The sequence below is a fragment of the Streptomyces sp. CNB091 genome (assembly GCF_000377965.1).
On sequence record NZ_KB899001.1, the window covers coordinates 73295 to 99845 of the forward strand.

Genomic DNA, 26551 nt, shown 5'->3' on the forward strand with positions numbered 1-26551 from the left:
ACGCCGTCGGCCACCGACCCGTACGCCGTCGGCCACCGACCCGCCCGGCCTCAGCCACCGACCCGTACGCAGTCGGCCACCAACCCGCCCTGTCTCGGCCACCGACGCGTCTGGTCCGGACCACAGCCGCCGCCACCCGCGTCGCCAGGCGTCACGGACGCACCGTTTGGCCTCATTCATCCCGCGTGGCACATCGCGCCCCGTGGCGGATCTGTGCCATGTCCCTGACTCGCCTCCGTCAACTCTCCACAAACCCCTGTCATTTACGACAGGCTGAGCGGTCATCCGGTACCGAATTCCGGACTCTCTCTTTCAATTACAGGGATGCTGATGACCAAGGAATCCCCCAGCTCCATACCCGGGGCCAGACGCGCGGCGCGAATCGCGGCCGCTGCCGGACTGGCGGCCGCACTCGCCGCCTCCGGCGCCGCTCCGGCGTTCGCCGCCGAGGACCCGGCACCGGCACCCGTCAAACCGGCCGCCACGAGCGACCGGGGCGACAAGCTCGGCAAGGCCGACGCCGATGTCCTGGCGAAGGCCGAGGCCAAGGGCGAGAAGAGCGTCACCATGATGGTCGCCACCACCCCGGGGGCGACCGAGCAGGTCAGCAAGCAGCTGGACGCCGTCGAGGGCTCCGTGCTCGGCCAGACCTACGACAAGCTCGGCTACGTCCGGGCCACGGTTCCGACGAAGAGCGCCGAGTCCACCATCAAGGCGGCCTCCAAGCTCTCCTCCGTCCTCGGCATCGATCTCAAGCAGGAGATCAAGCTGGACGACCCGACGCCCAAGGGCGACCGGGCCGCCGGAGCGAAGCAGCCGAAGGCCACGGGCAGTTACGCGGCGCCGAACAAGAAGACCCCGGCGAAGAACCCGTACAACCCGTCGTTCGAGACGGGCGCGGTCGACTTCGTCGAGAAGCACCCGACGGCCGACGGCCGCGGGATCACCATCGGCGTCCTGGACTCCGGCGTCGACCTCGGTCACCCGGCCCTGAGGAAGACCACCACCGGCGAGCGCAAGATCGTCGACTGGGTGACCGCGACCGACCCGGTGAGCGACGGCGACGGCACCTGGCTGGAGATGTCCGGGTCGGTGGCCGGCCCGACGTTCACGTCCGGCGGGAAGACCTACTCGGCGCCGGCGGGCAGCTACAAGTTCGCCACGTTCGCCGAGGCGGCCACCACCGGCGGCGAGATGGCGGGCGACCTCAACCGCGACGGTGACACCACCGACGTCTGGGGCGTGCTGTACGACCCGGTCACCGGCACCACCCGGGTCGACCTGAACGACAACGCGGACTTCTCCGACGACAAGGTCCTCAAGCCGTACAAGGAGAAGTTCCAGGTCTCCTACTTCGGTGAGGACGACCCGCGCACCCAGGTCGTCGAGCGCATCCCGTTCGTCGTCGAGACCCGTAAAAACGTCGTCCTCGACTCCTCGGGCGCGAAGGCCGACTTCGTCAACATCGGCGTCATCGAGGGCTCGCACGGCACCCACGTCGCGGGCATCACCGCGGCCAACGGGCTGTTCGGCGGCGAGATGAACGGCGCCGCTCCCGGCGCCAAGATCGTCTCCTCGCGTGCCTGCACCTGGTCCGGCGGCTGCACCAACATCGCGCTGACCGAGGGCATGATCGACCTCGTCGTCAACCGCGGCGTCGACATCGTCAACATGTCGATCGGCGGCCTGCCGCCGCTGAACGACGGCAACAACGCGCGCGCCGAGCTGTACAAGCGGCTCGTCGACATCTACGGCGTCCAGCTGGTCATCTCGGCCGGCAACAGCGGCCCGGGGCTCAACACCATCGGTGACCCGTCGCTCGCCGACCACGTGATCTCGGTCGGCGCGTCGATCTCCAAGGAGACGTGGGCGGCCAACTACGGCTCCAACGTCACCAAGAAGTACGACATGCTGCCCTTCTCCTCGCGCGGTCCGCGTGAGGACGGCGGCTTCACGCCGATCATCTCGGCGCCGGGCGCGTCCATCAACACCACCCAGACCTGGGCACCGGGCGGTCCGGTCAAGGAGGCGGGTTACGACCTGCCGGCCGGCTACTCCATGCTCCAGGGCACCTCGATGGCCTCCCCGCAGGCGGCGGGCGCCGCCGCGCTGCTGCTGTCGGCCGCGAAGCAGAAGGACATCGAGCTTCCCCCGGCCGATCTGCGCTCCGCGCTGACCAGCACCGCGGGCCACATCAAGGACGTGCCCGCGCACGTCCAGGGCTCCGGTCTGATCAACATCGTCAAGGCGTGGAAGCAGATCGCCAAGCAGGGCAAGCCCGCCCACGAGTTCTCGGTGAAGGCCCCGGTCGACACCGCGATCGACTTCGCGCTCAAGGACCCGGGCTTCGGCACCGGCCTCTACGACCGCGAGGGCGGCCTGAAGGCCGGCGAGACCAAGGTCTACGACGTCGTCGTCACCCGTACCACGGGCCCGGACCGCAACGTCCAGCACAAGCTGTCCTGGAAGAACAACGACGGCACCTTCGAGCTCAGCAGCCCCCGGTACGTCTCGCTGCCGCTCGACACGCCGGTCAAGCTCAAGGTCAAGGCGAAGGCGAAGTCCGCCGGCGTCCACAGCGCCATCCTGCGGGTCGACGACAAGAAGACCTCCGGCGTGGACCACCAGATCATGACCACGGTCGTCGTCGCCCACGAGCTCCAGCAGCCCGGTTACGCCTACAAGGCGTCCGGCTCGGTCCAGCGCAACGGCACCACGTCGTACTTCGTCAACGTGCCGGAGGGCGCGAAGACCCTGGAGGTCGCCCTCAGCGCCCTGCGCTCGGGCAGCCAGACCCGGTTCGTCTCCCTGCACCCGTACGGGACGCCGGTCGACCCGACCTCCACGGTCAACTGCTACCCGAACTACGAGAACCCGGCCAACACCTGCCGCCCGGACGCGCGTTCCTACAAGGACCCGCAGCCCGGCGTGTGGGAGATCGAGGTCGAGGCGCGTCGTACGTCGCCGCTGCTGGACAACCCGTTCAAGCTGGACGTCTCGCTGCTCGGCGCGACCTTCGACCCGGCGGTGCGGACCATCGCCGAGGCGAAGGTCGGCGCTCCCGCCGCGGTGAACTGGACGGTCACCAACGGCGCCGCCGACCTCCAGGGCAAGCTCCAGGGCGGTTCGCTGGGCTCGGCCAAGGTGGACAAGCCGTCGATCTCGACGGGCCAGACCCGTGAGACCACGGTCACCATCGGCGCGGGCGTCGAGAAGCTCGACATCGCCATCGGCGGCACGTCGGACGCCAACGCCGACCTCGACCTGTACGTCTTCCGGGGCGCCACGCAGGTCGGCAGCGCGACCACCGCCGGTTCCGAGGAGGCCGTCAGCCTGGTGAAGCCCGCCGCGGGCACGTACACCGTCGTCATCGACGGCTACTCGGTCCCGGCCGGGTCGACCACGTACGACTACCGCGACGTGTACTACTCGGCGTCGCTCGGCACGATCAAGGTCGACTCCACCAAGGCGGTGAACCTGGCCAACGGCGCGTCGGCCCAGGTCGGCGCCGAGGTCGTGGTCGCCGGGGCGGCTCCCGAGGGGCGTCAGTTCTTCGGCGAGGTCAGGCTGGTCAACCCGCGCGGCACCGCCGCGGGCACCGGCAGCGTCGTGATCGAGAAGGTCACGCCGTAACGGACAAGGGCACGCCGTAACGGATCCGGCAACGGGCCCCACGGGGCCCTGACCGACCCCATCGGCACGACGGCGGGGCGGGCGCTCTCACGAGCACCCGCCCCGCTGTGCGTGTTCCTCGTCACACCCCCCGCGGCCCGCCGCAGATGTTTCCCCCCCGTACGCGCCGACGTTGCAGAATCTGCGGTCCTCGCGCGAAGAGTCCGCAGGTCGGACAATGGATTGGACAAGGCGGGCCAGGACATACGCATCATGGAGCGGCAAACGGGCCGCACAGCCGCACGGGCGGGCAGCCGCCGGACGTGCAGAACAGAGGAGTCCTCGTGAAGGTCGGAATCGTCGGCGCCACCGGTCAGGTCGGCACAGTCATGCTCAGGATCCTGGCCGAGCGGGACTTCCCGGTCGACGAGCTGCGGCTGTTCGCCTCGGCCCGGTCCGCGGGCTCCACGATCGACTTCAAGGGCTCCGGCGTCACCGTCGAGGACGCCTCCGCGGCCGACTACACGGGCCTGGACATCGTGCTGTTCTCCGCCGGCGGCGCGACCTCGAAGGCGCTGGCCGAGAAGGTCGCCGCCCAGGGCGCCGTGGTGATCGACAACTCCTCCGCCTGGCGCAAGGACCCCGAGGTCCCCCTCGTCGTCTCCGAGGTCAACCCGCACGCGGCCAAGGTCCGCCCGAAGGGGATCATCGCCAACCCGAACTGCACGACGATGGCCGCGATGCCCGTGCTGCGCCCGCTGCACGACGAGGCCGGTCTCGAAGCGCTGACCGTCGCCACCTACCAGGCCGTGTCCGGCTCCGGCGTCGCCGGTGTGGCCGAGCTGCACGGCCAGGCGGCCAAGGTCGTCGCCGAGGCCGAGAAGCTGGCCCACGACGGCGAGGCCGTGGACTTCCCCGAGCCGGCCGTCTACAAGCGCCCGATCGCCTTCAACGTGCTGCCGCTGGCGGGCTCCATCGTGGACGACGGTTCGTTCGAGACGGACGAGGAGCAGAAGCTCCGCAACGAGTCCCGCAAGATCCTGGAGATCCCGGAGCTGAAGGTGTCCGGCACCTGCGTCCGGGTCCCGGTCTTCTCCGGCCACTCGCTCCAGATCAACGCCCGCTTCGCCCGTCCGATCGGCGTCGAGCGCGCCCTGGAGCTGCTGAAGGACGCCGAGGGCGTCGAGCTCTCGGAGATCCCGACCCCGCTCCAGGCAGCCGGCAAGGACGCCTCCTTCGTGGGCCGCGTCCGGGTCGACGAGACGGTGGACAACGGCCTCGCGCTGTTCGTCTCCAACGACAACCTCCGCAAGGGCGCGGCGCTGAACGCCGTGCAGATCGCGGAGCTGGTGGCGGCCGAGCTGAAGGGCTGACCCGCGGCGTCACGCGTACGCGGAAGGGGCGGCCACCGGTGATCGGTGGCCGCCCCTTCGCCTGCTCGGGCTCAGAGCGCGAGATGCCGACGCAGGGCCGCGTCGATCTCGGCCATGCGCTGGCGGGGTACCTCACCGATGCGCTTCAGTACCCGATCGGGGGAGACTGCCCGGATCTGTTCGCACTGGACCTTGGAGTTCTGCGGAAGGTGGCTCTCTTTCGCTGCGAGAAGCACCTGGAAGCTGAGGATCCGCGAGGTGTTCGAGGTCAGGGGGACCACGGCGACAACGCCCCTGCCGGTCAGCTCGACCGACCGGTTGGCGGCGTTGTTGGAAACGATCACTGCCGGGCGCACCTTGTTGGCTTCGCTCCCCCGTGCAGGTTCCAGGTCCACGAGGTGGATGTCGCCCCTACGCATCGGTGAGCCCATCTGCCACGGTGCGGTCCCAGAGAGCGGCGTCCTCGCTCGCGTCCCACTCCTGGAACGCCTCTGTGTACTCGTCTTCGAGACCTGCGGTGCGCAACAGCTCGATGGCGGCGTGTATGACGGCGGACCGGGAATCCGCTTCGGTCTTCGTCGCGTACTCGTCGACGAAGGCGACATCCTCCTGCGGCAGACTCACGCTAATCTTCATACCGCCGATGCTACCGGAGTAGGAAGAAGAGCGCTACCTATCGTCGGGCAAGGCCGGACATGGAAGGATGATCCGAAACGTCACTATCGAAGGAGATGCCGCGTGCCTGGCACAAATCTGACCCGCGAAGAGGCACAGGAGCGGGCGCGCCTGCTGACCGTGGACGCGTACGAGATCGATCTCGACCTCTCCGGAGCGCAGGAGGGCGGCACCTACCGGTCCGTGACCACCGTGCGCTTCGACTGCGCGGAGGCGGGTGCGGAGTCGTTCATCGACCTGGTCGCCCCGGCCGTCCACGACGTGGTGCTGAACGGCAAGGACCTGGACGTGGCCGCCGTGTTCCGCGACGCGCGGATCGCCCTGCCGCATCTGCGGGAGGGGGCCAACGAACTGAAGGTCGTCGCCGACTGCTCGTACACCAACACCGGTGAGGGCCTGCACCGGTTCGTCGACCCGGTCGACGAACAGGCTTATCTGTACACGCAGTTCGAGGTTCCGGACGCGCGCCGCGTCTTCGCCTCGTTCGAGCAGCCCGACCTGAAGGCGACCTTCGCGTTCACCGTGAAGGCCCCGTCCGGCTGGACGGTCATCTCGAACTCCCCGACGCCGGAGCCTGCGGGCGACGTCTGGACCTTCGAGCCGACGCCGCGCATCTCCACGTACATCACGGCTCTCATCGTGGGCCCGTACCACGCGGTGCACAGCAGCTACGAGAAGGACGGCCAGTCCGTCCCGCTCGGCATCTACTGCCGCCCCTCGCTGGCGGAGTACCTGGACGCGGAGGACATCTTCGCCGTCACCCGGCAGGGCTTCGAGTGGTTCCAGGAGAAGTTCGACTACGCGTACCCGTTCGCCAAGTACGACCAGCTCTTCGTCCCCGAGTTCAACGCGGGCGCGATGGAGAACGCGGGCGCGGTCACCATCCGCGACCAGTACGTCTTCCGCTCCAAGGTGACGGACGCGGCGTACGAGGTGCGGGCCGAGACCATCCTGCACGAGCTGGCCCACATGTGGTTCGGCGACCTCGTGACGATGGAGTGGTGGAACGACCTCTGGCTGAACGAGTCGTTCGCCACCTACACCTCGATCGCCTGCCAGGCGGACGCGGCGGGCTCGAAGTGGCCGCACTCCTGGACCACGTTCGCCAACTCCATGAAGACCTGGGCGTACCGGCAGGACCAACTGCCCTCCACGCACCCGATCATGGCGGACATCCAGGACCTGGACGACGTCCTCGTCAACTTCGACGGGATCACGTACGCCAAGGGCGCGTCCGTGCTCAAGCAGCTCGTGGCGTACGTCGGCAAGGACGCGTTCTTCCAGGGCGTGCAGGCGTACTTCAAGGCGCACGCCTTCGGCAACACCCGCCTCTCCGACCTGCTGGGCGCCCTGGAGAAGACCTCCGGCCGCGACCTGAGGACCTGGTCGAAGGCGTGGCTGGAGACGGCGGGCATCAACATCCTGCGCCCGGAGATCGAGACCGACGCCGACGGCCGCGTCACCTCGTTCACCGTGCTCCAGGAGGCCCCCGCGCTGCCGGCCGGCGCGAAGGGTGAGCCGACGCTGCGCCCGCACCGGATCGCCATCGGCGCCTACGACCTCGACGCGGACGGCAAGCTGGTGCGCACCGACCGGATCGAGCTGGACGTCGACGGCGAGCGGACCGACGTGCCCGCCCTGGTGGGCAAGGCCCGCCCGGCGGTCGTCCTGCTCAACGACGACGACCTCTCGTACGCGAAGGTCCGCCTCGACGCCGAGTCGCTGCGGGTCGTCACCGAGCACCTGGGCGACTTCACCGAGTCTCTGCCGCGCGCCCTGAGCTGGGCCTCGGCCTGGGACATGACGCGCGACGGCGAGCTGGCCACCCGCGACTACCTCGCCCTGGTGCTCTCGGGCATCGGCAAGGAGTCGGACATCGGCGTCGTGCAGTCGCTGCACCGCCAGGTGAAGCTGGCACTCGACCTGTACGCGGCGCCGGAGGCCCGTGAGGCCGCGCTGATCCAGTGGACCGACGCGACGCTGGCGCACCTGCACGCGGCGGAGCCGGGCAGCGATCACCAGCTGGCCTGGGCCCGCGCCTTCGCGGCCACCGCCCGCAACCCGCAGCAGCTGGACCTGCTCCGGTCGCTGCTGGACGGCACGGAGACCATCGAGGGCCTGGCCGTCGACACGGAGCTGCGGTGGGCGTTCGTGCAGCGGCTGGCGGCGTCCGGGCTGCTGGACGAGGAGGAGATCGCCGCCGAGTACGAGCGTGACAGGACGGCGGCGGGCGAGCGCCACGCGGCCTCCGCGCGGGCGGCCCAGCCCACCCAGGAGGCCAAGGCGGAGGCGTGGGCCTCGGTCGTGGAGTCCGGCGAGCTGCCCAACTCGCTCCAGGAAGCGGTCATCAGCGGCTTCGTCCAGACGGACCAGCGCGAGCTGCTGGCCCCGTACACGGAGAAGTACTTCGCCTCGGTGAAGGACATCTCGGAGTCGCGCAGCCACGAGATGGCCCAGCAGATCATCGTGGGCCTCTACCCGGCCCTCCAGGTCTCCCAGGAGACGCTGGACGCCACCGACGCCTGGCTGGCCTCGGCCGAGCCGAGCGCGGCCCTGCGCCGGCTGATGTCGGAGTCGCGGTCCGGTGTGGAGCGCGCTCTGAAGGCGCAGGCGGCTGACGCGGCGGCGGCCACCGCGTAGCGGCACGTACGGCCCTGGGGGCGTCCCTCTTCGTCGCGGCGGATACGTCGCGGCGGAGGGGGCGCCCCTTTCCCGTGCGCCGACGCCGGGGCACGCACGCCCGTCGGAGCGTGCCGCAGCCGTCAGAGCGCGTCGCGCCCGTCAGAGCGTGCCGCGGTCGTCCTCGCGGCGCGGGTCGGGAAGGTGATGCGTCATGAAGGGTCTGCTGGTGATGAACTCCTTCAGACGCAGGGCGGCTTCGGAGAAGTAGGCGCCGCGGTTCCACACCAGGGTGAGCACCCGGTGGCAGTCGGGCGCGTCCATGCGCACCCAGGCGACCGGGGCGTGCGTGCCGACCTGGCGGGATGTCGCCGGGATGAAGCCGATGCCGAGGCCGGCGCTGATCATGTCCTGGCTGGCGCCCGGCTCGTCACCCTCGCAGGACAGCAGCGGCGTCAGCCGTTCGGCTGCGAACAGCCGGTCGAGAAGCGCACGTTGCCAGTTGCCCACGCGCGTGGTGACGAAGGGCTCGTCGGCGATCTCGGGGATCGTCACACTCTCCCGCCCGTCGAGCCGGTGGCCGGGGGGAACGGCGAGCAGTACCTCCTCGCGGGCCAGCTCGACCGATTCGAGGTTCGTACCGGCCAGCGGCTGTGAGGCCACGCAGAAGTCGACCTCGCCGGAGCGCAGCCGGCGGCTCATCCCGTCCGCGTCCGACTGGAACAGCCGGACGTCCGCGCGCGGGTGCGTGGCGCGGAAGCTGCCCAGCAGCGGAGTGATCGTCAGCAGGGTCTCGGAGGCGACGCCGACCCGGCCGAGCCCCGTGTCGCGGGCCTCACGCACGGCCCTGCTGCCGTCGGCGAGCTCGCTCAGGGCGCGGTCGACGTGGCGGAGGAACATCGCACCGTACTGGTTGAGCCGGATGCGGCGGCCGTGACGGTCGAAGAGCGGGGAGCCCAGCTCGGTCTCCAGGCGGGAGATGGTGCGGCTGAGCGAGGGCTGGGCGACGCGCAGCTCCTCCGCGGCGCGACTCATGTGCTCGTAACGGGCGACGACCTGGAAGTACCGCAACTGCAGAAGATCCACATTCCACCTCTACTCATAGCTCCACAGCTATGTTCACATGACGAAATCGGTCTTGGAGTACATAAGCAATTCTTCCTACGGTCTTCGGCAGGGGCGCCGCACAGGTCCCCCACCCCCCAGGAAGGACGCTCATGAGCGCTGCGGATCTGGCACGCCTCCAGTTCGCGGCCACGACCGGCATCCACTGGCTGTTCGTGATCCTCACCATGGGGGTCGTCCCCCTGGTCGCGATCATGCACACCCGGGCCGCGTTCACCCGTGATCCCGCCGAACGAGCCGTCCGGGAGCGCATGACGCGCTTCTGGGGACAGCTCTACGTCATCAACTACGCGGTCGGCATCGTCACCGGCCTGGTCATGGAGTTCCAGTTCGGGCTCAGCTGGAGCGGCCTGAGCAAGTTCGCGGGCAACGTCTTCGGCGTCCCGCTGGCCCTCGAAACCCTCATCGCCTTCTTCGCCGAGTCCACCTTCCTCGGCATGTGGATCTTCGGCTGGGGCCGGCTGCGCAGAGGTGTGCACGTCACACTCATCTGGCTGGTCGCCCTGACCGCGTACGCCTCCGCGTACTGGATCCTGATCGCCAACGGCTTCATGCAGAACCCCGTCGGCTTCGAGGTGCGCGACGGCGTAGCCCACCTCACCGACTTCGGCGCGCTGCTCACCAACACCAGCGCCCTGATGGCGCTCGCCCACGTCACGCTCGCCGCGCTGATGACGGGCAGCGTGTTCGTCCTGGGCATCAGCGCGTACCACCTCGCCCGGGGCACGGAGGAGACCGGGCTGTTCCGGGGCTCCCTGCGCCTGGCTCTCCTGGTGGCCACGCCCACCAGCTGGTTCGTCGCCACTGTGGGCGAGATGCAGCTGCCACAGATCGAGCGGTCCCAGCCCATGAAGACGGCGATCCTGGAGAACGGCGACCTCGACCGGGTCCAGGCGCGGCTCGTCGAGCGGTACGGGCCCGGCGACTACACACCGCCGGAGGAGTGGCTGCGCTTCTCGATGGACCTCATGACGGTCATCGGTTACAGCGTCTCCACGGTCACCATCATCGCCGTCGTCCTGCTGCGGAAGGACCGGCTGATCCGCTGGCGCCCCTTCGCCCACCTGATGACCGCGATGATCCCGTTCCCGTTCATCGCCTCCGTGAGCGGCTGGGTCCTGCGGGAGGTCGGGCGTCAGCCCTGGATCGTCTACGGCCAGTTGAAGGTCGAGGACGCGCTCTCCTCGGTGAGCAGGACCTCGCTGGCCGTCTCCTGCGTCGTGTTCGTCGCCGTCTTCCTCGCGCTGGCGGTGACGAACTGGACGCTGATCACCCGCTTCGCCCTCCGGGGTCCGGACGCCACGCAGCTCGGCGCCACCGAACCGCTGGACGACGACGTGCCCGGGGGCGGCACCCCGGACAGACAGACGAGCCCGGCCTTCTGATCCGCGTCAAGGGAAAAGCGAGAGAGGTGAGAGAGATGAGTCTGGAGACCGTCTGGCTGGTCCTGCTGGGCCTGCTTCTCGCCGGGTACTTCGTGCTCGGCGGCTACGACTACGGCGCACAGATGCTGCACCCCCTGCTCGGCGGCCGGGACGGGGGCGGCGAGGACAGTCAGGAGAGCCGGGACGGCCAGGAGAGCCAGGACGGTCAGGACGGTCAGGAAGGGCGGGACTGCCAGGGCGGTCAGGCGGCCGGGCGCACCGGCGGGAACGCCGCCCTCGACGCCATCGCGCCGTTCTTTCTCGGCAACGAGGTCTGGCTGGTCGCGTTCACCGGTGTCCTGTTCGGGGCCTTCCCGTACCTGGAGGGCAGCCTGTTGTCCGGGCTGTACCCACTGATCGTGGCGATCCTCGTCGGCCTGGTCATCGGCAACGCCGCGGTCCAGCTGGGCGGCCGCGCCCGGAGCGTCCGCGCCCGCCGTCGGTGGAACGCCCTGATCGTGTTCGGCGGCGTGGTGCCCGCCGTGTGCTGGGGACTCGTCGTGGGCCTGCTGCTGCACGGTGTGCCCCGGCGGGCCGACGGAAGCTTCCACATCGGGTTCGGTGACGTGTTCTCACCGTTCGTCCTGGCCTGCGGCGTGACCACCACGCTGCTCTTCGCGGCGCACGGGGCCGCCTTCGTCGCGCTGCGCTCGGCACCCGGGGTCGCCTCCGAGGCGCGGCGGCTGGGTACGGCCCTGCTGCGGGCGGCCGGCGCCGCCGGCGCCCTTCCCCCGCTGCTGACGCTCTTCGGCGCGGGTGCCTCGATGGAGAACCGTGCGACCTCGGCGATCACCGTCGCCCTGTTCGCGGCGGCGCTCGCCACTGCCTGGTGGCACCTCTCCCGCGGGCACCACCGCCGGGCGTTCGCCGCGACCTGCGCCGCGACCGTGCTGCCCGTGGTGCTCGTGGGGGCGGGCCACTACCCGTACGTCCTGATCAGCTCGTCCGGGCCGGGGATGACCCTCCAGCAGGCTGCCGCGGACACCGCGTCGTTGAAGATCCTGATCGCGTTCGGGGTCGTGCTCATCCCGGTGATCCTCGCGTACCAGACGTGGAGCTGGTGGGCCTTCCGGGGGCGGACGGGCCGCCGTCACCCCAGCTACTTCTGAGCCGCGGCAGCGAGGAGAGGGACACCCGATGAAGCCCGTGGAACGTCGCCTGATGCGCGAACTCCCCGTACTGCGACGCCATATGACGTACTCCACGGCACTCGCGCTGCTGGGCGCCGGGATCATCGTGGCCCAGGCGGTCCTGCTGGCGACGGTTCTCGCCGACGGCTTCGCCGGGCGCCCGTTCCGGAGCGCGCCCCTGGTCGCCCTCGGCGCGGTCATGGCGCTGCGCGCGCTGCTGGCCTGGGCCCGCGGCGCCCTCGCCCAGCTCGCCGCGGCCGACGCCAAGCGCACGCTGCGGGACCGGATCACCGAACGGCTGCGGCAGACCGGCCCGCAGGAGCTGGCGGACCGCCGCCACGGCGAGACGGTCACCCTGCTCACGCGCGGTCTCAACGCGCTGGACCCGTATGCCGTCGGCTATCTGCCCACGAAGGCGGCTGTCGCGGTGGTGCCCCCGGCGGTGGTCGGCTGGCTGTTGTGGACCGACTGGTCCTCTGCGCTGATCATCATCGTGACGCTGCCGCTGATCCCCGTGTTCGGCGCGCTGGTCGGCATGCACACCGCCCGGCGCACCGCCCGGCAGTGGCGGTTGCTGGCCACCCTGGGCGGTCACTTCATGGATGTGGTGGCCGGACTGCCGACGCTCCGCGCGTTCGGCCGCGAGCGGCATCAGAGCCGGGTCGTGGGCGAGATGGCGGACGCCCACCGGCGGGCCACCATGCGCACGCTGCGCGTGGCGTTCCTCTCCTCGCTCGTGCTGGAGACGGTCGCCACCCTCTCCGTGGCCCTGGTGGCCGTCCCGGTCGGCCTGCGGCTGCTGGCCGGCGGGACGGACCTCCGTACGGCGCTGATCGTCCTGTTCCTCGCCCCCGAGGCCTACCTCCCGCTGCGGGCGGCGGGCGCGGCCTTCCACGACAGCGCCGAGGGCGTCACGGTGGCCGAGCGGGTGTTCGCGATCCTCGACGAGGACGGGACGCGTCCGGCGCGCACGGCCGTGCGGGTCCCGACGCGCTCCGCCGTGCGGGCCCAGGCGCCCGACGCCCGCGCGGCACACCTACGTGGGACGCGTCCGACGCACTCCGCCGAGCGGGCCCCGACGCACTCCGCCGTGCGGGCCCCGGCGCCCGACGCCCGCGCGGCGCACCTGCGCCTCGACCGGGTCACGGTCCACTACGCGGACCGCGCCGAACCCGCCCTCCGGGACCTGTCCCTCTCCGTGGCCCCTGGCGAGCACGTGGCCCTCGTGGGCCCCAGCGGCGCCGGCAAGTCCACGCTCCTGGCCCTGCTCCTGGGCTTCGTGCGCCCCGACGCGGGCCGGGTCACCGTCGACGGGGCCGACCTCGCGGACCTCGACCCCGACGGCTGGCACGCCCAGGTGGCCTGGGTTCCCCAGCGACCTCACCTGTTCGCGGCGTCCGTCGCGGAGAACATCCGCCTCGGGCGCCCGGACGCGAGCGACGCCGAGGTACGACGGGCGGCCCGCGCCGCGTCGGCCGACCTCTTCGTGGAAGAACTGCCGCTGGGGTACGACACGCCGCTGGGCGAGCACGGCGCAGGACTCTCCGCGGGCCAGCGTCAACGGATCGCCCTGGCCCGCGCGTTCCTCAAGGACGCTCCCGTGCTGCTCCTCGACGAACCGACGGCCCACCTGGACTCCGGTAGCGAGGCCGCCGTCACCCGGGCCACGGCCCGCCTGATGCGCGGCCGGACCTCGATCGTGGTCGCCCACCGCACCGGTCTGCTGCCCCACGCCGACCGGATCGTGACGGTACGGGCGGGCAGCCTCGCGCCGACCCGGCCGGCCCCGGCAGAAGGAGCCTTGGCCCCATGACCTCCCCCGTCGGGACCGTCGCCCGCGCCCGTGCGCGCGGCCCCCGCCCCACCGTCCGGCTGCTGCGCCACCTCCTGCCGTACTGGCGCAGGCTGCTGCCGGCCGCCCTCGCCGCCGCCGGCAGCGAGCTCGCCGCCGCCACGCTGATGGCCACCGCCGCCTGGCTGATCACCCGCGCCGCCGAACAGCCGCCGCTCGCCTCCGTGAGCCTCGCGATCGTCGCCGTGCGCGCCCTGGCCCTGGGACGCGGAGCGCTGCGCTACGCCGACCGGCTCCTCGGCCACGACGGTGTGCTGCGGGCCGTCGCGGGCTTCCGCACCCGGGTGTACGAGGCCCTCGTGCCGCTCGCCCCCGCGGGCACCCCGGCCTTTCGCAGCGGGGACCTGCTGACCCGCCTCGTCGACGACGTCGACGCCGCCCAGGACCTGTTGCTGCGGGTGCTGATCCCGGTCGCGGCCGCCGCCGCGGTCGCGCTGGCCGCCACCGCGACGGCCACGGTGCTCCTGCCACGGGCGGGGATCCTGCTCGGGCTGCTCCTGACGGTGGCGGGGTTCCTCGTCCCCGCCCTGGTGCTCATGGTGTCCGGCCGGGCCGGCCGCGCGGAGAAGGCCGCGCGCGCCGAACTCGCGGCGCTCACCGTGGACGTGACCCGGGGTGCGGCGGATCTCGCCGCGTACGGTGCCCGGGGCCGCGCCCACGAGCGGGTCCGCGACGCGTCCGCCCGGATCGCCGCCCTGGAGCGCCACCGGGCCCTGACCACCTCGCTCGCCTCCGCCGTGGTGCTGCTGCTCCAGGGCGGGGCGACGGTCGGCGTCACCTGGGCCGCGCTGGGCGCCCACGCCTCGGGGGCGCTGCCGGCCGTCCACCTCACCGTCATCGCGGTCCTCGCCCTGGTCTCCTTCGAGGCCCTGACGCCCCTGCCGGCCGCCGCCCGCTCCCTCGTCGGCGTGCGTTCCTCCGCGCGCAGGCTGGCCGATCTCCTCGACACCCCGCCGCCGGTCGCCGATCCGTCCGCGCCCGTCCCGCTCGTCACCGGTGAACCGCTCGGCGTGGACATCACCTGCCTGCGGGTGCGCCACCACCCCGAGGGCCCGCCGGCTCTGGACGGGGTGAACCTCCGGCTGTCGCCCGGCCACCGGACCGTGCTCCTCGGCGCCAGCGGGTCCGGCAAGTCGACGCTGATCGCCGCGCTCATGCGGTTCGTGCCGTACGAGGCCGGGAGCATCCGCGTCGGCGGGTGCGAACTGCGCGACCATTCGGGTGCCGACGTACGCCGCGCGATCACCGGCATGACCCAGGACGCGCACGTCTTCCACACCACGATCCGCGCCAACCTGCTCCTCGCCCGCCCCGCCGCCACCGACGCCGAGCTGCGTGAAGCGGCCCGCAGGGCCCGGCTCCTGGACTGGATCGAGTCGCTGCCCGATCGCTGGGACACCCCGCTCGGCGGGGACGGCTCGACCGTGTCGGGCGGTCAGCGCCAACGTCTTCTCCTGGCCCGCGCCCTGCTCGCCGACCCACCGGTGCTGGTCCTGGACGAGCCGACCGAGGGGCTCGACCCGGACACCGCGGCCGCCGTGCTCGCCGACGTCCTCGACGCCACCCGCGGCCGCACCACGCTGCTGGTCACCCACGAGCAGGCGGGGCTCACGGCCGCCGACCGGATCGTTGTTCTCGACGGGGGCCGGATCCGTCCCGTCACCCCGGCCTGAAGGCCCTGGCCGCGCGTTCGCCCGCAATACCGGCGGGTGCCGGCGAAGACGCTGCTCTTCTCCGCGTACGCCGCCTGAGCCGCCGCCCGGTGTGGAAACCGCCCGGCGGGCGGGCGCGGAAGCGCAACCGTCCGCCGGGCGGGAACTGGGGGGGCGGCCCGGGGGTTACGGGGTCACGCGCCCGACTCCTCGTAGCGGCGGGTCAGCTCGGCAGCGCCGGACTCCGTGAGCGTGCCGTGCAGACGCATCCGGGCCACGCCGCCGTCGGGGAAGGCGTCGAGGCGGACGTGGGTGACGACGGCCTGGGCGCGCAGCACGAAGCGGTGGAGGGTGTCGGGCTGGAGGCGGGTGCGCGGGACGATCTCGAACCACTCGCCGGTGTCGCCGTTGCGGCCCTGGAGGGCGATCCAGCCGGCGGAGTTGCCCTTGAGGTAGGCGGTGTCGATCTCGATCGCGCGGACCGCGCCCTGGGCGGGGAGGCGGAAGCGGACCCAGTCGTTGGTGTCGCGGACCCGGCGGCGGCGGTTCTCCCAGCCGTCGTCCATCTTGCGGGAGGTGCCCGGCAGGATGATCTGGGTGGGCGAGGAGTAGAAGCGGTCGGAGGCGTCCTCGTACGTACCGCCGTTGAGCACCGAGATCAGGTCGATGGTGCCGAGCGCGGCGAGCCACGCCGGGTCCGGGACGACCTCGCCGTGCACGCGGAGGCGGGCGATGCCGCCGTCGGGGTGCTGGCAGAGGCGCAGGTGGGTGTAGCGCCGGCCGCCGGTGATCTCGAAGGCGTTGGCCGCGTGGCCGCGTACGGGAGTGGGCGGGAGGATCTCCTCCCACTTCACGTCGTCGGCGAGCAGCTGCTCGGGGCTCGGGGCGCCCTCGACGGAGGTGGCCTGCACGGATACGCGCTGCGGGTAGTTGCCGCGGAAGTGGGCGGTGTCGACGATCAGGCCGCGGACGATGCCGGGCGCGCCGAGGCGGACGATGGCCCAGTCGTGGTCCCCGGGGGCCGGGAAGGGGGTCGCGGCGTCCGCGCCCCTGCGGCGGCGGGTCTCCCAGCCGTCCATGATCTTGCCCTTGTGCCCGAAGTGCTCGGGGTCGAAGACGGCGCGCTCACGGATCAGGAGGTTCTCGCGCTCGGCGAAGAACTCGTCGTTGGCGGCGATCACGCCCGCGCCGAGGCGGCGGTCGGCGAGATCGACCAGCTCGGTGAAGGGGAGGTCTCCCGCTTCGCGGTAGTCGGCGTAGGGGTCGCCGCCGCCGTAGGGCGCGGCGTCATTGGCGTGGGGGTCGGTGTCGGGGTCCTGGAATGTGGTCTCGCTCGCGTCGAAGGTCATGGCTCCTACCTTCGCGCCACCGAACCCATCAGGTCCATCGAAAGTTTTCGCAGGTATCATTCAGCTCAGCTGAATGATGCGGCTGCCTGGGTGAGCGCCGCGAGGACGCGGGCCACCGCCGGCCCGCTCTCCGCCCCGTGCCGGACCGCCGCCACCACGTGGCGGTGCGGCCGGTCCGCCTCCAGCACCCGCATCACCACGCCCTCGCGACGCTCCCGGGCCGCCATCCGGGGAACCAGCGCGACGCCCATGCCCGCCTCGACCAGGGCGAGGATCGCGGTCCATCCGGCGGCGCTGTGGGCCTGCTCGGGGACGAAGCCCGCCGCCTCGCAGGCGGCGGTGGTGATCTCGGACCAGGGTCCCGAGCCGCCGAAGATCCAGCGGTCGGCGGCCAGGTCCGCGAGCCGCAGGGCGGGGGCTCCGGCCAGCGGGTGGCCGACGGGGAGCGCCACGTCCAGCGGGTCGGCGAGCAGCGGGAAGAGGCTGAAGCGGGGGTCGCGGGCGGTGGGCGCGTGGGCGGCCAGCGACAGGGCCAGGTCCACCTCGCCCGCGGTGAGCAGCTCGTACGCCTGAGCGGCCTCGGCCTCCCGTACGCGTACGTCGGGCCCCGGGCGGTCCTCGGCGCGCAGCAGCCGGACGGCGGGGACCACGAGGGCGGGCACGGCGGTGGAGAACGCGGCCACCCTGACCTCGCCCGCCTCGCCGCGCAGATAGCCGGTCAGTTCGGCCTCGGCCCGCTCCAGCTGGGCGAAGACCGTCTCCGCGTGGCGCAGGACGAGGTGGGCGGCGTCGGTGAGACGGACGCGGCGGCCCTGGGCCTCCAGGAGGTCCACGCCGAGCTGCTTGGCCAGGTTGGTGAGCTGCTGGGAGACGGCGGAGGGGGTCATCAGGAGCGCCTCGGCGGTCGCCGTCACCGTGCCCCGGTCGCGCAGGGTGCGCAGGATGCGGAGCTTCTTGACGTCCCACTCGGTCATGGACGCAACCTACCGGCCGGGGGCGGGCCGTGTTCCCGCCGCCGGGCCGTGCCCGTGTCGGCCCCCGGGCCGTGTCCGTGTCGACCCCGGGCCGTGCAGGCGTCGGTGGTCCGGGGCCGGACGCACGTCGGTGTCCGGGGCCGGACGCACGAATGCGCCGCGCGGTGGTGCCCACCGGCGGCGCATCCTTCGTGCAGGGCGTACGTGTGCGGGTCAGACCTGCTTCTTGGACTTGTCCAGGACCATGACCAGGCCCGTGATCACCACGAACAGGGCGATGGGCGCGACGACGTAGAGACCGATGGTCTCGACCGCGCTCAGGCGGGGAGCCGGGTCGTCGCCGTCGTCGGGCGTGAGCGCGAGCGCCGGGCTCGACATGAGCAGCATCATCAGCGTCGTCCCGGCCGCAACGACGCCGGCGCGCATAGCGTTCATCTTTTCCACGGTGCCAACGTAGCGAACGGCTGGGGACGGCGCTCGCCCGGGGGTGCCGTATGAGGCTTTCGGGGCCTCAGGACGTCCATCAGCGCGTGCAGCCGGGGCGAGGCGGTGATCTCCTCCAGGGTGACCGGACGCCCCTCGGCGTCGGCGATCGGGAGGCGCCAGTTGGGGTACTGGTCCCAGGTGCCGGGGAGATTCTGCGGGCGGCGGTCGCCGACGGTGTCGGGGAGCCAGACGCCGGTCATCCGGGCGGGGGTACGCAGCAGGAAGCGGTGGACGGCCCGGACGGCGGCCTCCTCGTCGCCGTCGCCCTCGGGGAGCATCCGCAGCCGGGCGAGGAGGGCCAGCCACTCGGCGGTGTCGGTGGCGTCCTCGGTCAGCTCCTCCTCCAGGGAGCGGGTGAGCAGGCCGAGGCGGTGGCGCAGCGTCACATGGTCGCCGGTCAGCCGGGCGGCGGTGGAGGGCAGGTCGTGGGTGGTGGCGGTGGCCAGGCAGTCCCGGCGCCATTCCTCCGGGGCGAGCGGCCGTCCGTCGCCGTCCCAGTCACGCTCGAACCAGAGCACCGAGGTGCCGAGCACGCCGCGCCGGGCGAGCGCCTCGCGGACCCCGGGCTCGACGGTGCCGAGGTCCTCGCCGACGACGACGGTGCCGGCCCGGTGGGCCTCCAGGACGAGGACGGCGAGCATCGCCTCGGCGTCCTGGGCGACGTACGTGCCGTCGGTGGGCGGGCGCCCCTCGGGAACCCACCAGAGCCGGAACAGGCCCATGACGTGGTCGATGCGCAGGGCCCCGGCGTGGGCCAGCAGGCCGCGCAGCAGGCCCCGGTAGGCGGCGTAACCGGTGGCGGCGAGGACGTCGGGGCGCCAGGGCGGCAGGCCCCAGTCCTGGCCGCGCGCGTTGAAGGCGTCGGGGGGCGCGCCGACGGACATGCCGTGGGCGAAGGCCTCCTGCTGGGCCCAGGTGTCGGCGCCGGCCGGGTGGACGCCGACGGCGAGGTCGTGGACGATCCCGACGCCCATCCCCGCGTCCTCGGCGGCCCGCTGGGCGTCGGCGAGCTGGGTGGCGGTCAGCCAGGCGAGGCGGCAGTGGAAGTCGACCCGGTCCAGCAGCTCGGTCCGGGCGCGGGCGGTTCCCGGGGAGCTGGGGTCGCGCAGGGCCTCGGGCCAGGCGTGCCAGTCGGGGCCGTGCACCTCGGCGAGCGCGCACCACAGGGCGTGGTCCTCCAGCGCCTGCCCCTGCTCGGCCAGGAAGTCGCAGTAGGCGGCGCGGCGGCCGGGGGTGAGCGGCACCTCGACGACCAGCTCCAGGGCCTGGCGCTTCAGCTCCCAGACGGCGTCCCGGTCGATCAGCGCGCCCTTGTTCAGCACGGCCTCGCTGAGCGCGGCGGCCTCCTGCCGGAGGTCGTCCAGGGCGGCCCGGTCGCGGACGTGGCCGTATTCGGGGATCGACTCGACGCGCAGGTGCACCGGGTCGGGGAAGCGGCGTGAGGAGGGGCGGTACGGGGACGGGTCGGTGGGGTGCCCGGGTACGGCGGCGTGCAACGGGTTGACCTGGACGAACCCGGAGCCGAGGGTCCGTCCGGACCAGGCGGCGAGGTCGGCCAGGTCACCGAGGTCGCCCATGCCCCAGGAGCGGGCGGAGAGCAGGGAGTAGAGCTGGACCAGGAAGCCGTGGGAGCGCTCGGGCGGCTGCGGGACGCGGGCCGGGGCGACGACGAGGGTGGCCGTGGCGCGGCGGTGATCCGGTGTCACGACGTGGACCCGGTGGACGCCGGGGGGCGGCGGGACCCACCAGGCGGGGACGGCGGCCGGCGCGCCGGGCTCCCCGTCGACGCGGTGCGGGTGCGGCGCGGAGGCGGTGGCGGAGGCGGTGGCGGTGGCGGTGGCGGACGCGAAGGCGGTGGCAGTGCCTGCGGGAGCTGCGGGAGGCGTCACGGCCGGGGCGGAGTCCGCACCCCCCGGCGGCGGCACGGGCGGCGCGGCGGCGCCGGGGGCGACGAGCGGGGCGGCGGCGTCAGGAGCGACGAGCGGCGGAGTGGCGGACCCGGCAACGCCCCCCGCAGGCGTCAGAGGCGCGGCAGCAACGCCCGGCGACGGCACGGGCGGGGCGGCGGCCGTCGCCCGGGTCCGCATGTTCAGCGGGGCCGGCGGGTGGCCCGAGGGGGGTCCCGCGGTCTCGGCCGGCTCCGGCTCGACGGTGACGGTCGAGCCGGGGGGCAGCCCGGCAAGGGCGGGCGGCAGGGGCTCGCCGGCCCAGACCACCACGGTCGGCGGCAGCAGGCACGAGCGGGACTCGGCGACGACGAGGCACTTCCGTACGTCCGCCGGAGTGCCGGCGTCGACGCCCAGCGCGGCGAGCACGGCGATGACCGTGTCGTCGGGGACGGACACCGTGACATCCGGCGACGGGGAGTAGGAGGTGGCGACACCGTGCAGAGCGGCGAGCCGGGACAAGCCCATTCAGACTCCTGGGAACTCCATGCCCCCTGCGGTGCCGGGTGCGGTCGGCTCGCTGGTCAGAGGGGCGACGGCGGCGAGCGGCGGCTCGCTCGTGAGAGGGGTGGCATCGGCGAGCGGCGGCTCGCTGGTCAGCGGCGCGGAATCGGCGAAGGAGGATTCGCCGAGCAGGAGGGAGACATCGGCGAGCGGCGGCCCGCTGATCAGGTGGACGACGTCGGCAAGGGGGAGTTCGCTGGTCAGCGGGGCGGATTCGGGCTGCGTGGATACCTGTTTGGAGAGGGCGGAGAGCAGAAGCTGCGCGGCAGCGGGCATGGTGGCCTCCTGGCCATGGAGAACAGGACACAGCAGGCCTACCCAGGCCTCGCCGTGGCAGACGTGGACGTGATGCAGGCGTTATGAACAACGAGCCCAACGTGCTCTGGGTCACACTCCGTTCCCCCGAACGGCAGGTATGGGTCGTTTTCAGCCACTCCCGGCCGCCACACCAGCCCCAGAGGGCTCGAAGGTGTCGTTATTCCCGGCAAATACGGCAGAACGGCCATGCGCATTGACACCCTCGCGCCCGGGTGGTGGGCTCGGAGCCCGCCGGGGCGACCGCCCGCGGTCCGAGGGATCGGCACGGCGGCGGTCCATCGCCGGCAGTTGGTCGTTACGAAGGGAAGCGCGACGTGCGGATCGGGCGCAGAAGGCAGGCAACGGCCGTGGCCGCCGCCGTGATCGGCGGACTCCTCGGATCCGTCTCCGTCGCCCCGGCCGCGACGGCCGCTCCCGCCGATCCCGGCAGGCCCGCGGTCGGCTCCCCCGACCGCGCCGACAGCGCGCGGACCCCGTCCGTCTGGCCCCGGCCGCAGAGCCTGAAGACCACCGGGCCCGCCGTGCCGCTGGGCTCCGAGGCCACGCTCGTCGCCGCGCCGGACGCCGATCGTCACGCCGTCGAGCAGGCGCGCGCCCTGCTGCGCGGGGCGGGCGTGCGGACCCTGCACGAGAGCCTGCCGGGCGGCGGTCCCGTGGTCCGCGTCGGCGGCAGTGGAGCCGCCGAGGCACTGCGGGCGCTACGCGCCCCCGAACGGGCCGATCTGCCGTCGGGCGGCTACCGGATCGCGGTCGGCCAGGTCTCCGGACGCGCCACCGTCGCGCTGGACGGGCTCGGCGCGGACGGCCTCTTCCACGCCGTCCAGACCCTGCGCCAACTGATCGCCGACGGCTCGGTGGCCGGCGTGACGGTACGGGACTGGCCGGGAACCGCCGTACGCGGCATGGCCGAGGGGTTCTACGGAGAGCCGTGGACACGCGAGGAGCGGCTCGCCCAGATCTCCTTCATGGGCCGCACCAAGCAGAACCGCTATCTCTACGCGGCGGGTGACGACCCCTACCGGCTGGCGCGCTGGCGCGAGCCGTACCCGGCCGAGAAGCGGGCCGAGTTCCGGGCGATCGCCGAGCGGGCGCGCGCCGAGCACGTCACGCTCGGCTGGGCGGTCTCTCCCGGCCAGGCGATGTGCATGGCCTCGGAGAGGGACGTCCGGGCGCTGACGAAGAAGATCGACGCCATGTGGGCGCTGGGCATCCGGGTCTTCCAGCTCCAGTTCCAGGACGTCAGTTACAGCGAGTGGCACTGCGACCTGGACGCGGAGACCTTCGGCAACGGCCCGAAGGCGGCGGCCCGCGCGCAGGCCCGGGTCGCGGGCGCCCTCGCCCGGCATCTGGAGGAACGGCACCCGGACGCGGCCCCCCTGTCGGTGCTGCCGACGGAGTTCTACCAGGACGGGGCCACCGACTACCGCACCGCGCTGGCGGCCGAGCTGGACGACCGGGTGCAGGTGGCCTGGACCGGTGTCGGGGTGGTGCCGAAGAAGATCACCGGCGGTGAACTGGCCGGGGCCCGCGCCGCGTTCCGCCACCCGCTGGTGACGATGGACAACTACCCGGTCAACGACTACGCCCAGGACCGCATCTTCCTCGGCCCGTACACCGGCCGGGACCCGGCGGTGGCGAGCGGTTCGGCGGCGCTGCTGGCCAACGCGATGGAGCAGGCGTCCGCCTCGCGGATCCCGCTGTTCACCGCCGCCGACTTCGCCTGGAACCCGAAGGGGTACCGCCCGGACGAGTCGTGGCGGGCGGCCGTCGAGGATCTGGCGGGCGGGGACGCGGGCGCCCGGGAGGCGCTGCTCGCGCTGGCCGGGAACAGCGCGGGCTCGGTGCTCGGCGCGGAGGAGTCCGCCTACCTCCAGCCCCTGTTCGACGCGTTCTGGAACACCCGCGCGGACGCTCCCCGCCGCGACCGGGCTGCGGCCGAGCTGCGCGCGGCCTTCTCCGTGATGCGCGGGGCCCCCGAGCGGCTGAAGACCCCCGCCGACGGCCGGCTGACGGAAGAGGTGCGCCCCTGGACGGAGCAGCTGGCCCGCTACGGCCGGGCCGGTGAGCTCGCGGTGGACCTGCTCCAGGCGCAGGCCGCCGGGGACGGGGCCGCCGCCTGGCGCGTCCAACTGGCACTGGAGCCGCTGCGCGAGGAGATCGAGGCGAGCCGGGCCACGGTCGGCGAGGGTGTGCTGGACCCGTTCCTGGACAGGGCGGCGAAGGTGTCGGCCGGATGGAACGGCGTCGACCGCGCCTCGGGCCGGGTCACGAAGGACGCGCACAGCTATACGGTCCGGCTGGCCGGGCCCCGCCCGGTGGAGGCCGTCACGGCGCTCGCCGAGCCCGGGTCCGCCCTCGCCGGCGCGGTCGTGGAGGCCCACGTGCCCGGTGAGGGGTGGCGGGGGCTCGGGAAGCTCTCGCCGAGCGGCTGGACCCAGACCGCCGCGAAGGGGCTGCGCGCGGACGCCGTACGGGTCACGGTGCCGGAGGCCGCCCGTACCGCCCCGACCTCGTATCTCAGCCCCACCCTGCCTTCCTCCCCCTCCCCCGCCGTCGTGGCGGGGTCCCCGCAGGTGCGCGCCCTGGTGCCGTGGTTCGGCGACGAGCCCGCCGCCACGCTCGACCTGACGCGGGGCGCGACGGATGCCGAGATCGGCGGCGACCCCCAGCGGGTCGAGGCCCGGCTGGCCGGGCGGCGTCCGGTCGAGGTGAAGGGCAAGCTCACCGCGGAGGCCCCCGAGGGCATCGAGGTGCGGGTCCCGAAACAGACGACCGTGCCGCGCGGATCGCGTACGGAGGTGCCCGTGGACATCACCGTCCCGGCGGACACCCCGGCGGGCGAGTACGAGGTTCCGCTGGCCTTCGGCGGTCAGGAGTCCACGCTGACCGTGCGGGCCTTCCCGCGCACGGGCGGCCCGGATCTGGCGCGTACGGCGAAGGCCTCGTCGTCCGGCGACGAGACCCCGGACTTTCCCGCGTCGGCGGCCTCCGACGGCGATCCGGAGACCCGGTGGTCCTCGCCGGTGGAGGACGGGGCCTGGTGGGGGGCCGAGCTGCCCGAGCCGGTGCGCCTGGGCCAGGTGGTGCTGAACTGGCAGGACGCGTACGCCTCCCGCTACCGGATACAGGTCTCCGCCGACGGCCGCGTCTGGCGCACCGCCGCGACGGTGACGGAGGGCCGGGGCGGGCGCGAGTCGGTCCGGATGGACGCGAAGGACACCCGGTTCATCCGGGTGCAGGGGGACGGCCGGGCGACGGAGTACGGCTACTCGCTCTGGTCGGTGGAGGCGTACGCGGTCGTGGACGACTGACCGCGCACGTCCAGCCGGACCCCGTACGTACAGCTAACCCTGTTCGTACAGCTGACCGCGTACGTCCAGTTGACCCTGTTCGTACGTACGGACCGGCCCCGCACGAACAGGGGAGACGGCGAAGACCCGGACCTCAGGCGGACACGCCGTCGATCCGGGCCATCACGTCGTCCGCGCCGAACGGTTGCAAGTACGGCAGCCAGCGCGGGTCGCGGTGTCCGGTCCCGATGATCCGCCAGGCCAGGCCGGTCGGCGGGGCGGGCTGGTGGCGCAGCCGCCAGCCGAGCTCGGGCAGATGGCGGTCGGCCTTGACGTGGTTGCAGCGGCGGCAGGCCGCCACCACGTTGTCCCAGGCGTGCTGGCCGCCTCGGCTGCGCGGGATGACGTGGTCGACGCTGGTCGCGGCGGCCCCGCAGTACATGCAGCGCCCGCCGTCCCGGGCGAACAGCGCCCGCCGCGTCAGGGGGACGGGGCCCCGGTAGGGGACCCGGACGAAGCGCTTGAGCCGGACCACACTGGGTGCGGGCACGGCACGGGTGGCACTGTGCAGAAAGGAGCCGGACTCTTCAAGGCAGATGGCCTTGTTCTCCAGGACGAGGACGAGCGCGCGGCGGAGCGGTACGACGCCGAGCGGCTCGTACGACGCGTTGAGAACCAGGACGTGCGGCACGGTGGATGCCTCCTTGTACGCCGGCGGCGCGTGGCTCGCGCCGGGACGATCCGATCTCAGTCTCTCCTCATGCCTGGTCAAAGCGCCACCACGTACGGGTAACGGGCCGGGAGGATTTTTCTCACTCCGGGCTCCACGCACCGTTCGGCGGGGCCGAACAGGTGTTTCACCTGGGCGGGCGTCCGCACTGTGCGATCGGCCACAGCGGAGGTGTTCCCGGTGAGACCTCTCTCTCTTCCCGCGACGGCAACGATCCACTCCCCCGGCTTCGTTAGTGTTACGACCAACCGTCGTCCCCCTGGAGGTCCCTGCCGTGTCGCTGTCCGTCCTCCTGGCCGCAGCCCCGTCTCCCGAGCCGGGTGGCTCGCTGGGCGAAGCCGCCGAACAGGCCGGGAACGCCGCGGGCTGGGTCGAGGAGAACTGGTCCACCTGGCTGAACACCGGCTTGCGCATCCTGCTGATCGTGGCGGTCGCGATCACGCTGCGTTATCTGATCCGGCGCGCCCTGACCAATCTGATCGAGCGGATGAACCGCGGCGCCCAGGCGGTGGAGGGCACGGCGCTGGGCGGGCTGCTGGTGAACGCCGAGCGCAGACGCCAGCGCTCGGAGGCGATCGGCTCGGTGCTGCGGTCGGTGGCCTCGTTCGTGATCATGGGCACGGCCGCCCTGATGGTCCTGGGCGCCTTCAAGATCAACCTGGCTCCACTCCTCGCCTCCGCCGGTGTCGCGGGCGTGGCACTCGGCTTCGGCGCCCGCAACCTGGTCACGGACTTCCTCTCCGGCGTCTTCATGATCCTTGAGGACCAGTACGGGGTCGGCGACACCGTCGACGCGGGCGTCGCCTCCGGCGAGGTCATCGAGGTGGGGCTGCGCGTCACCAAGCTGCGCGGCGACAACGGCGAGATCTGGTACGTCCGCAACGGCGAGGTGAAGCGGATAGGCAACCTCAGCCAGGGCTGGTCCACGGCCGGGGTCGACGTCACGGTGCGTCCGACGGAGAAGCTGGAGCACGTGCGCGAGGCGATCGCCGCGGCCGCCGAGACGATGACGAAGGAAGAACCCTGGTCGGAGCGGCTGTGGGGCCCGGTGGAGGTGCTCGGCCTGGATGAGGTCCTGCTGGACTCCATGACCGTCCGCGTCACCGCCAAGACGATGCCGGGCAAGGCGCTCGGCGTGGAGCGCGAGCTGCGCTGGCGCATCAAGCAGGCGCTGGACGACGCGGGCATCCGGATGGTCGGCACGGTGCCGCTCCAGCCGGAGGGCGCGTCCACGGCGGACCCGACGGCCGCGATGGCGGCCCCCTCGGCGTACGCCTCGGCCGTCTCCCCGCAGTCGTTGGCGGCGACGCCGATACCGCCGCCGACGAACCTGAGCAAGTAGCCGTCGAACCTGGACAAGCAACCCCTGCCGCAGCGCCCCCGGCCACCTCCTGGACCTCAGGGTGGCGACCGGGGGCGTCGCCCTGCCGGGTAACACTTTGATTGCCGGACGGGGGTCACCCATTGACGCCCCGGTGACCTGCGCCCTACC

General features: G+C 72.5%; 18 protein-coding genes. 9 read left to right on the plus strand and 9 right to left on the minus strand.

All coding sequences use genetic code 11. From position 1 onward, the window contains the following. Positions 1 to 324: 324 nt before the first annotated feature. Together D581_RS0121315 and D581_RS0121320 are read left to right on the plus strand one after the other, a co-directional pair. A complete protein-coding gene (locus D581_RS0121315; protein ID WP_018959230.1) occupies positions 325 to 3633 on the plus strand; it encodes a S8 family serine peptidase in 3309 nt (1102 codons plus the stop codon). A 323-nt stretch (positions 3634 to 3956) separates the two neighbouring features. After that, positions 3957 to 4985, plus strand: a complete 1029-nt coding sequence (locus tag D581_RS0121320) for an aspartate-semialdehyde dehydrogenase (RefSeq protein ID WP_018959231.1) — start codon at positions 3957 to 3959, stop codon at positions 4983 to 4985. 71 nt (positions 4986 to 5056) lie between these two features. Here the strand turns inward: D581_RS0121320 and D581_RS0121325 are convergent, their stop codons facing one another. Together D581_RS0121325 and D581_RS0121330 are read right to left on the minus strand one after the other, a co-directional pair. Continuing rightward, positions 5057 to 5380 carry a type II toxin-antitoxin system PemK/MazF family toxin gene (locus D581_RS0121325; protein ID WP_469219887.1) on the minus strand — a complete coding sequence of 108 codons (324 nt, stop codon included), beginning with the start codon at positions 5378 to 5380 and terminating at the stop codon, positions 5057 to 5059. 16 nt (positions 5381 to 5396) lie between these two features. After that, positions 5397 to 5621, minus strand: a complete 225-nt coding sequence (locus D581_RS0121330) for a ribbon-helix-helix domain-containing protein (protein ID WP_018959233.1) — start codon at positions 5619 to 5621, stop codon at positions 5397 to 5399. A gap of 102 nt (positions 5622 to 5723) precedes the next feature. On the opposite strand from D581_RS0121330, the gene pepN reads away from it, so the two are divergent. Further along, on the plus strand, positions 5724 to 8300 hold the full coding sequence (gene pepN, locus D581_RS0121335; protein ID WP_018959234.1) for an aminopeptidase N: 2577 nt from the start codon (positions 5724 to 5726) through the stop codon (positions 8298 to 8300). A gap of 141 nt (positions 8301 to 8441) precedes the next feature. Here the strand turns inward: pepN and D581_RS0121340 are convergent, their stop codons facing one another. Beyond that, the gene (locus D581_RS0121340) at positions 8442 to 9365 is read right to left on the minus strand and encodes a LysR substrate-binding domain-containing protein (RefSeq protein WP_018959235.1); all 924 of its coding nucleotides are present in this window, start codon (positions 9363 to 9365) and stop codon (positions 8442 to 8444) included. Positions 9366 to 9496: 131 nt separating this feature from the next. On the opposite strand from D581_RS0121340, the gene D581_RS0121345 reads away from it, so the two are divergent. The 4 genes from D581_RS0121345 to cydC are packed head-to-tail and all read left to right on the plus strand — an operon-like array spanning position 9497 to position 15483. Next, complete coding sequence (locus D581_RS0121345; RefSeq protein WP_018959236.1) at positions 9497 to 10789, plus strand: cytochrome ubiquinol oxidase subunit I; 1293 nt, start codon at positions 9497 to 9499, stop codon at positions 10787 to 10789. A gap of 35 nt (positions 10790 to 10824) precedes the next feature. Then, the gene (locus D581_RS0121350; protein ID WP_018959237.1) at positions 10825 to 11937 is read left to right on the plus strand and encodes a cytochrome d ubiquinol oxidase subunit II; all 1113 of its coding nucleotides are present in this window, start codon (positions 10825 to 10827) and stop codon (positions 11935 to 11937) included. Positions 11938 to 11965: 28 nt separating this feature from the next. Next, positions 11966 to 13771, plus strand: a complete 1806-nt coding sequence (gene cydD / locus D581_RS0121355; protein ID WP_018959238.1) for a thiol reductant ABC exporter subunit CydD — start codon at positions 11966 to 11968, stop codon at positions 13769 to 13771. Then, a complete protein-coding gene (gene cydC, locus D581_RS0121360) occupies positions 13768 to 15483 on the plus strand; it encodes a thiol reductant ABC exporter subunit CydC (protein WP_018959239.1) in 1716 nt (571 codons plus the stop codon). The genes cydD and cydC overlap by 4 nt, the downstream gene beginning before the upstream one ends. Before the next feature lie 173 nt (positions 15484 to 15656). Here the strand turns inward: cydC and alc are convergent, their stop codons facing one another. The 5 genes from alc to D581_RS0121385 all read right to left on the minus strand — a co-directional run bounded on the left by alc (position 15657) and on the right by D581_RS0121385 (position 20997). Further along, positions 15657 to 16811 (minus strand): allantoicase, encoded by a 1155-nt coding sequence (alc, locus tag D581_RS0121365; protein ID WP_018959240.1) that lies wholly within the window; start codon positions 16809 to 16811, stop codon positions 15657 to 15659. Between the two features lie 65 nt (positions 16812 to 16876). Beyond that, positions 16877 to 17785 (minus strand): LysR family transcriptional regulator, encoded by a 909-nt coding sequence (locus D581_RS0121370; RefSeq protein ID WP_018959241.1) that lies wholly within the window; start codon positions 17783 to 17785, stop codon positions 16877 to 16879. Positions 17786 to 17998: 213 nt separating this feature from the next. After that, the gene (locus D581_RS0121375; RefSeq protein ID WP_018959242.1) at positions 17999 to 18211 is read right to left on the minus strand and encodes a hypothetical protein; all 213 of its coding nucleotides are present in this window, start codon (positions 18209 to 18211) and stop codon (positions 17999 to 18001) included. Between the two features lie 5 nt (positions 18212 to 18216). Further along, entirely contained in the window at positions 18217 to 20685 is a 2469-nt protein-coding gene (malQ, locus tag D581_RS0121380) for a 4-alpha-glucanotransferase (protein ID WP_018959243.1), read from the minus strand. Then, positions 20686 to 20997, minus strand: a complete 312-nt coding sequence (locus tag D581_RS0121385; RefSeq protein ID WP_018959244.1) for a hypothetical protein — start codon at positions 20995 to 20997, stop codon at positions 20686 to 20688. It abuts the gene before it with no gap. Positions 20998 to 21353: 356 nt separating this feature from the next. Between D581_RS0121385 and D581_RS0121390 the strand changes: the two genes are divergently transcribed. Continuing rightward, on the plus strand, positions 21354 to 24350 hold the full coding sequence (locus D581_RS0121390; protein ID WP_026290758.1) for a beta-N-acetylglucosaminidase domain-containing protein: 2997 nt from the start codon (positions 21354 to 21356) through the stop codon (positions 24348 to 24350). Positions 24351 to 24483: 133 nt separating this feature from the next. Here the strand turns inward: D581_RS0121390 and D581_RS0121395 are convergent, their stop codons facing one another. Continuing rightward, positions 24484 to 25020 (minus strand): HNH endonuclease, encoded by a 537-nt coding sequence (locus D581_RS0121395; protein ID WP_003969129.1) that lies wholly within the window; start codon positions 25018 to 25020, stop codon positions 24484 to 24486. Positions 25021 to 25333: 313 nt separating this feature from the next. On the opposite strand from D581_RS0121395, the gene D581_RS0121400 reads away from it, so the two are divergent. Continuing rightward, positions 25334 to 26401 (plus strand): mechanosensitive ion channel family protein, encoded by a 1068-nt coding sequence (locus tag D581_RS0121400; RefSeq protein WP_018959246.1) that lies wholly within the window; start codon positions 25334 to 25336, stop codon positions 26399 to 26401. The last annotated feature ends 150 nt before the right edge of the window (positions 26402 to 26551 follow it).

Bases quoted from the DNA above. Each gene is read 5' to 3' on its own strand.
- D581_RS0121345 (WP_018959236.1), top strand. From the start codon at position 9,497: ATGAGCGCTGCGGATCTGGCACGCCTCCAGTTCGCGGCCACGACCGGC.
- D581_RS0121375 (WP_018959242.1), bottom strand. From the start codon at position 18,211: ATGCGCGCCGGCGTCGTTGCGGCCGGGACGACGCTGATGATGCTGCTC.
- D581_RS0121315 (WP_018959230.1), top strand. From the start codon at position 325: ATGCTGATGACCAAGGAATCCCCCAGCTCCATACCCGGGGCCAGACGC.
- cydC (WP_018959239.1), top strand. From the start codon at position 13,768: ATGACCTCCCCCGTCGGGACCGTCGCCCGCGCCCGTGCGCGCGGCCCC.
- cydD (WP_018959238.1), top strand. From the start codon at position 11,966: ATGAAGCCCGTGGAACGTCGCCTGATGCGCGAACTCCCCGTACTGCGA.
- malQ (WP_018959243.1), bottom strand. From the start codon at position 20,685: ATGGGCTTGTCCCGGCTCGCCGCTCTGCACGGTGTCGCCACCTCCTAC.
- alc (WP_018959240.1), bottom strand. From the start codon at position 16,811: ATGACCTTCGACGCGAGCGAGACCACATTCCAGGACCCCGACACCGAC.
- D581_RS0121370 (WP_018959241.1), bottom strand. From the start codon at position 17,785: ATGACCGAGTGGGACGTCAAGAAGCTCCGCATCCTGCGCACCCTGCGC.
- D581_RS0121385 (WP_018959244.1), bottom strand. From the start codon at position 20,997: ATGCCCGCTGCCGCGCAGCTTCTGCTCTCCGCCCTCTCCAAACAGGTA.
- D581_RS0121330 (WP_018959233.1), bottom strand. From the start codon at position 5,621: ATGAAGATTAGCGTGAGTCTGCCGCAGGAGGATGTCGCCTTCGTCGAC.
- D581_RS0121350 (WP_018959237.1), top strand. From the start codon at position 10,825: ATGAGTCTGGAGACCGTCTGGCTGGTCCTGCTGGGCCTGCTTCTCGCC.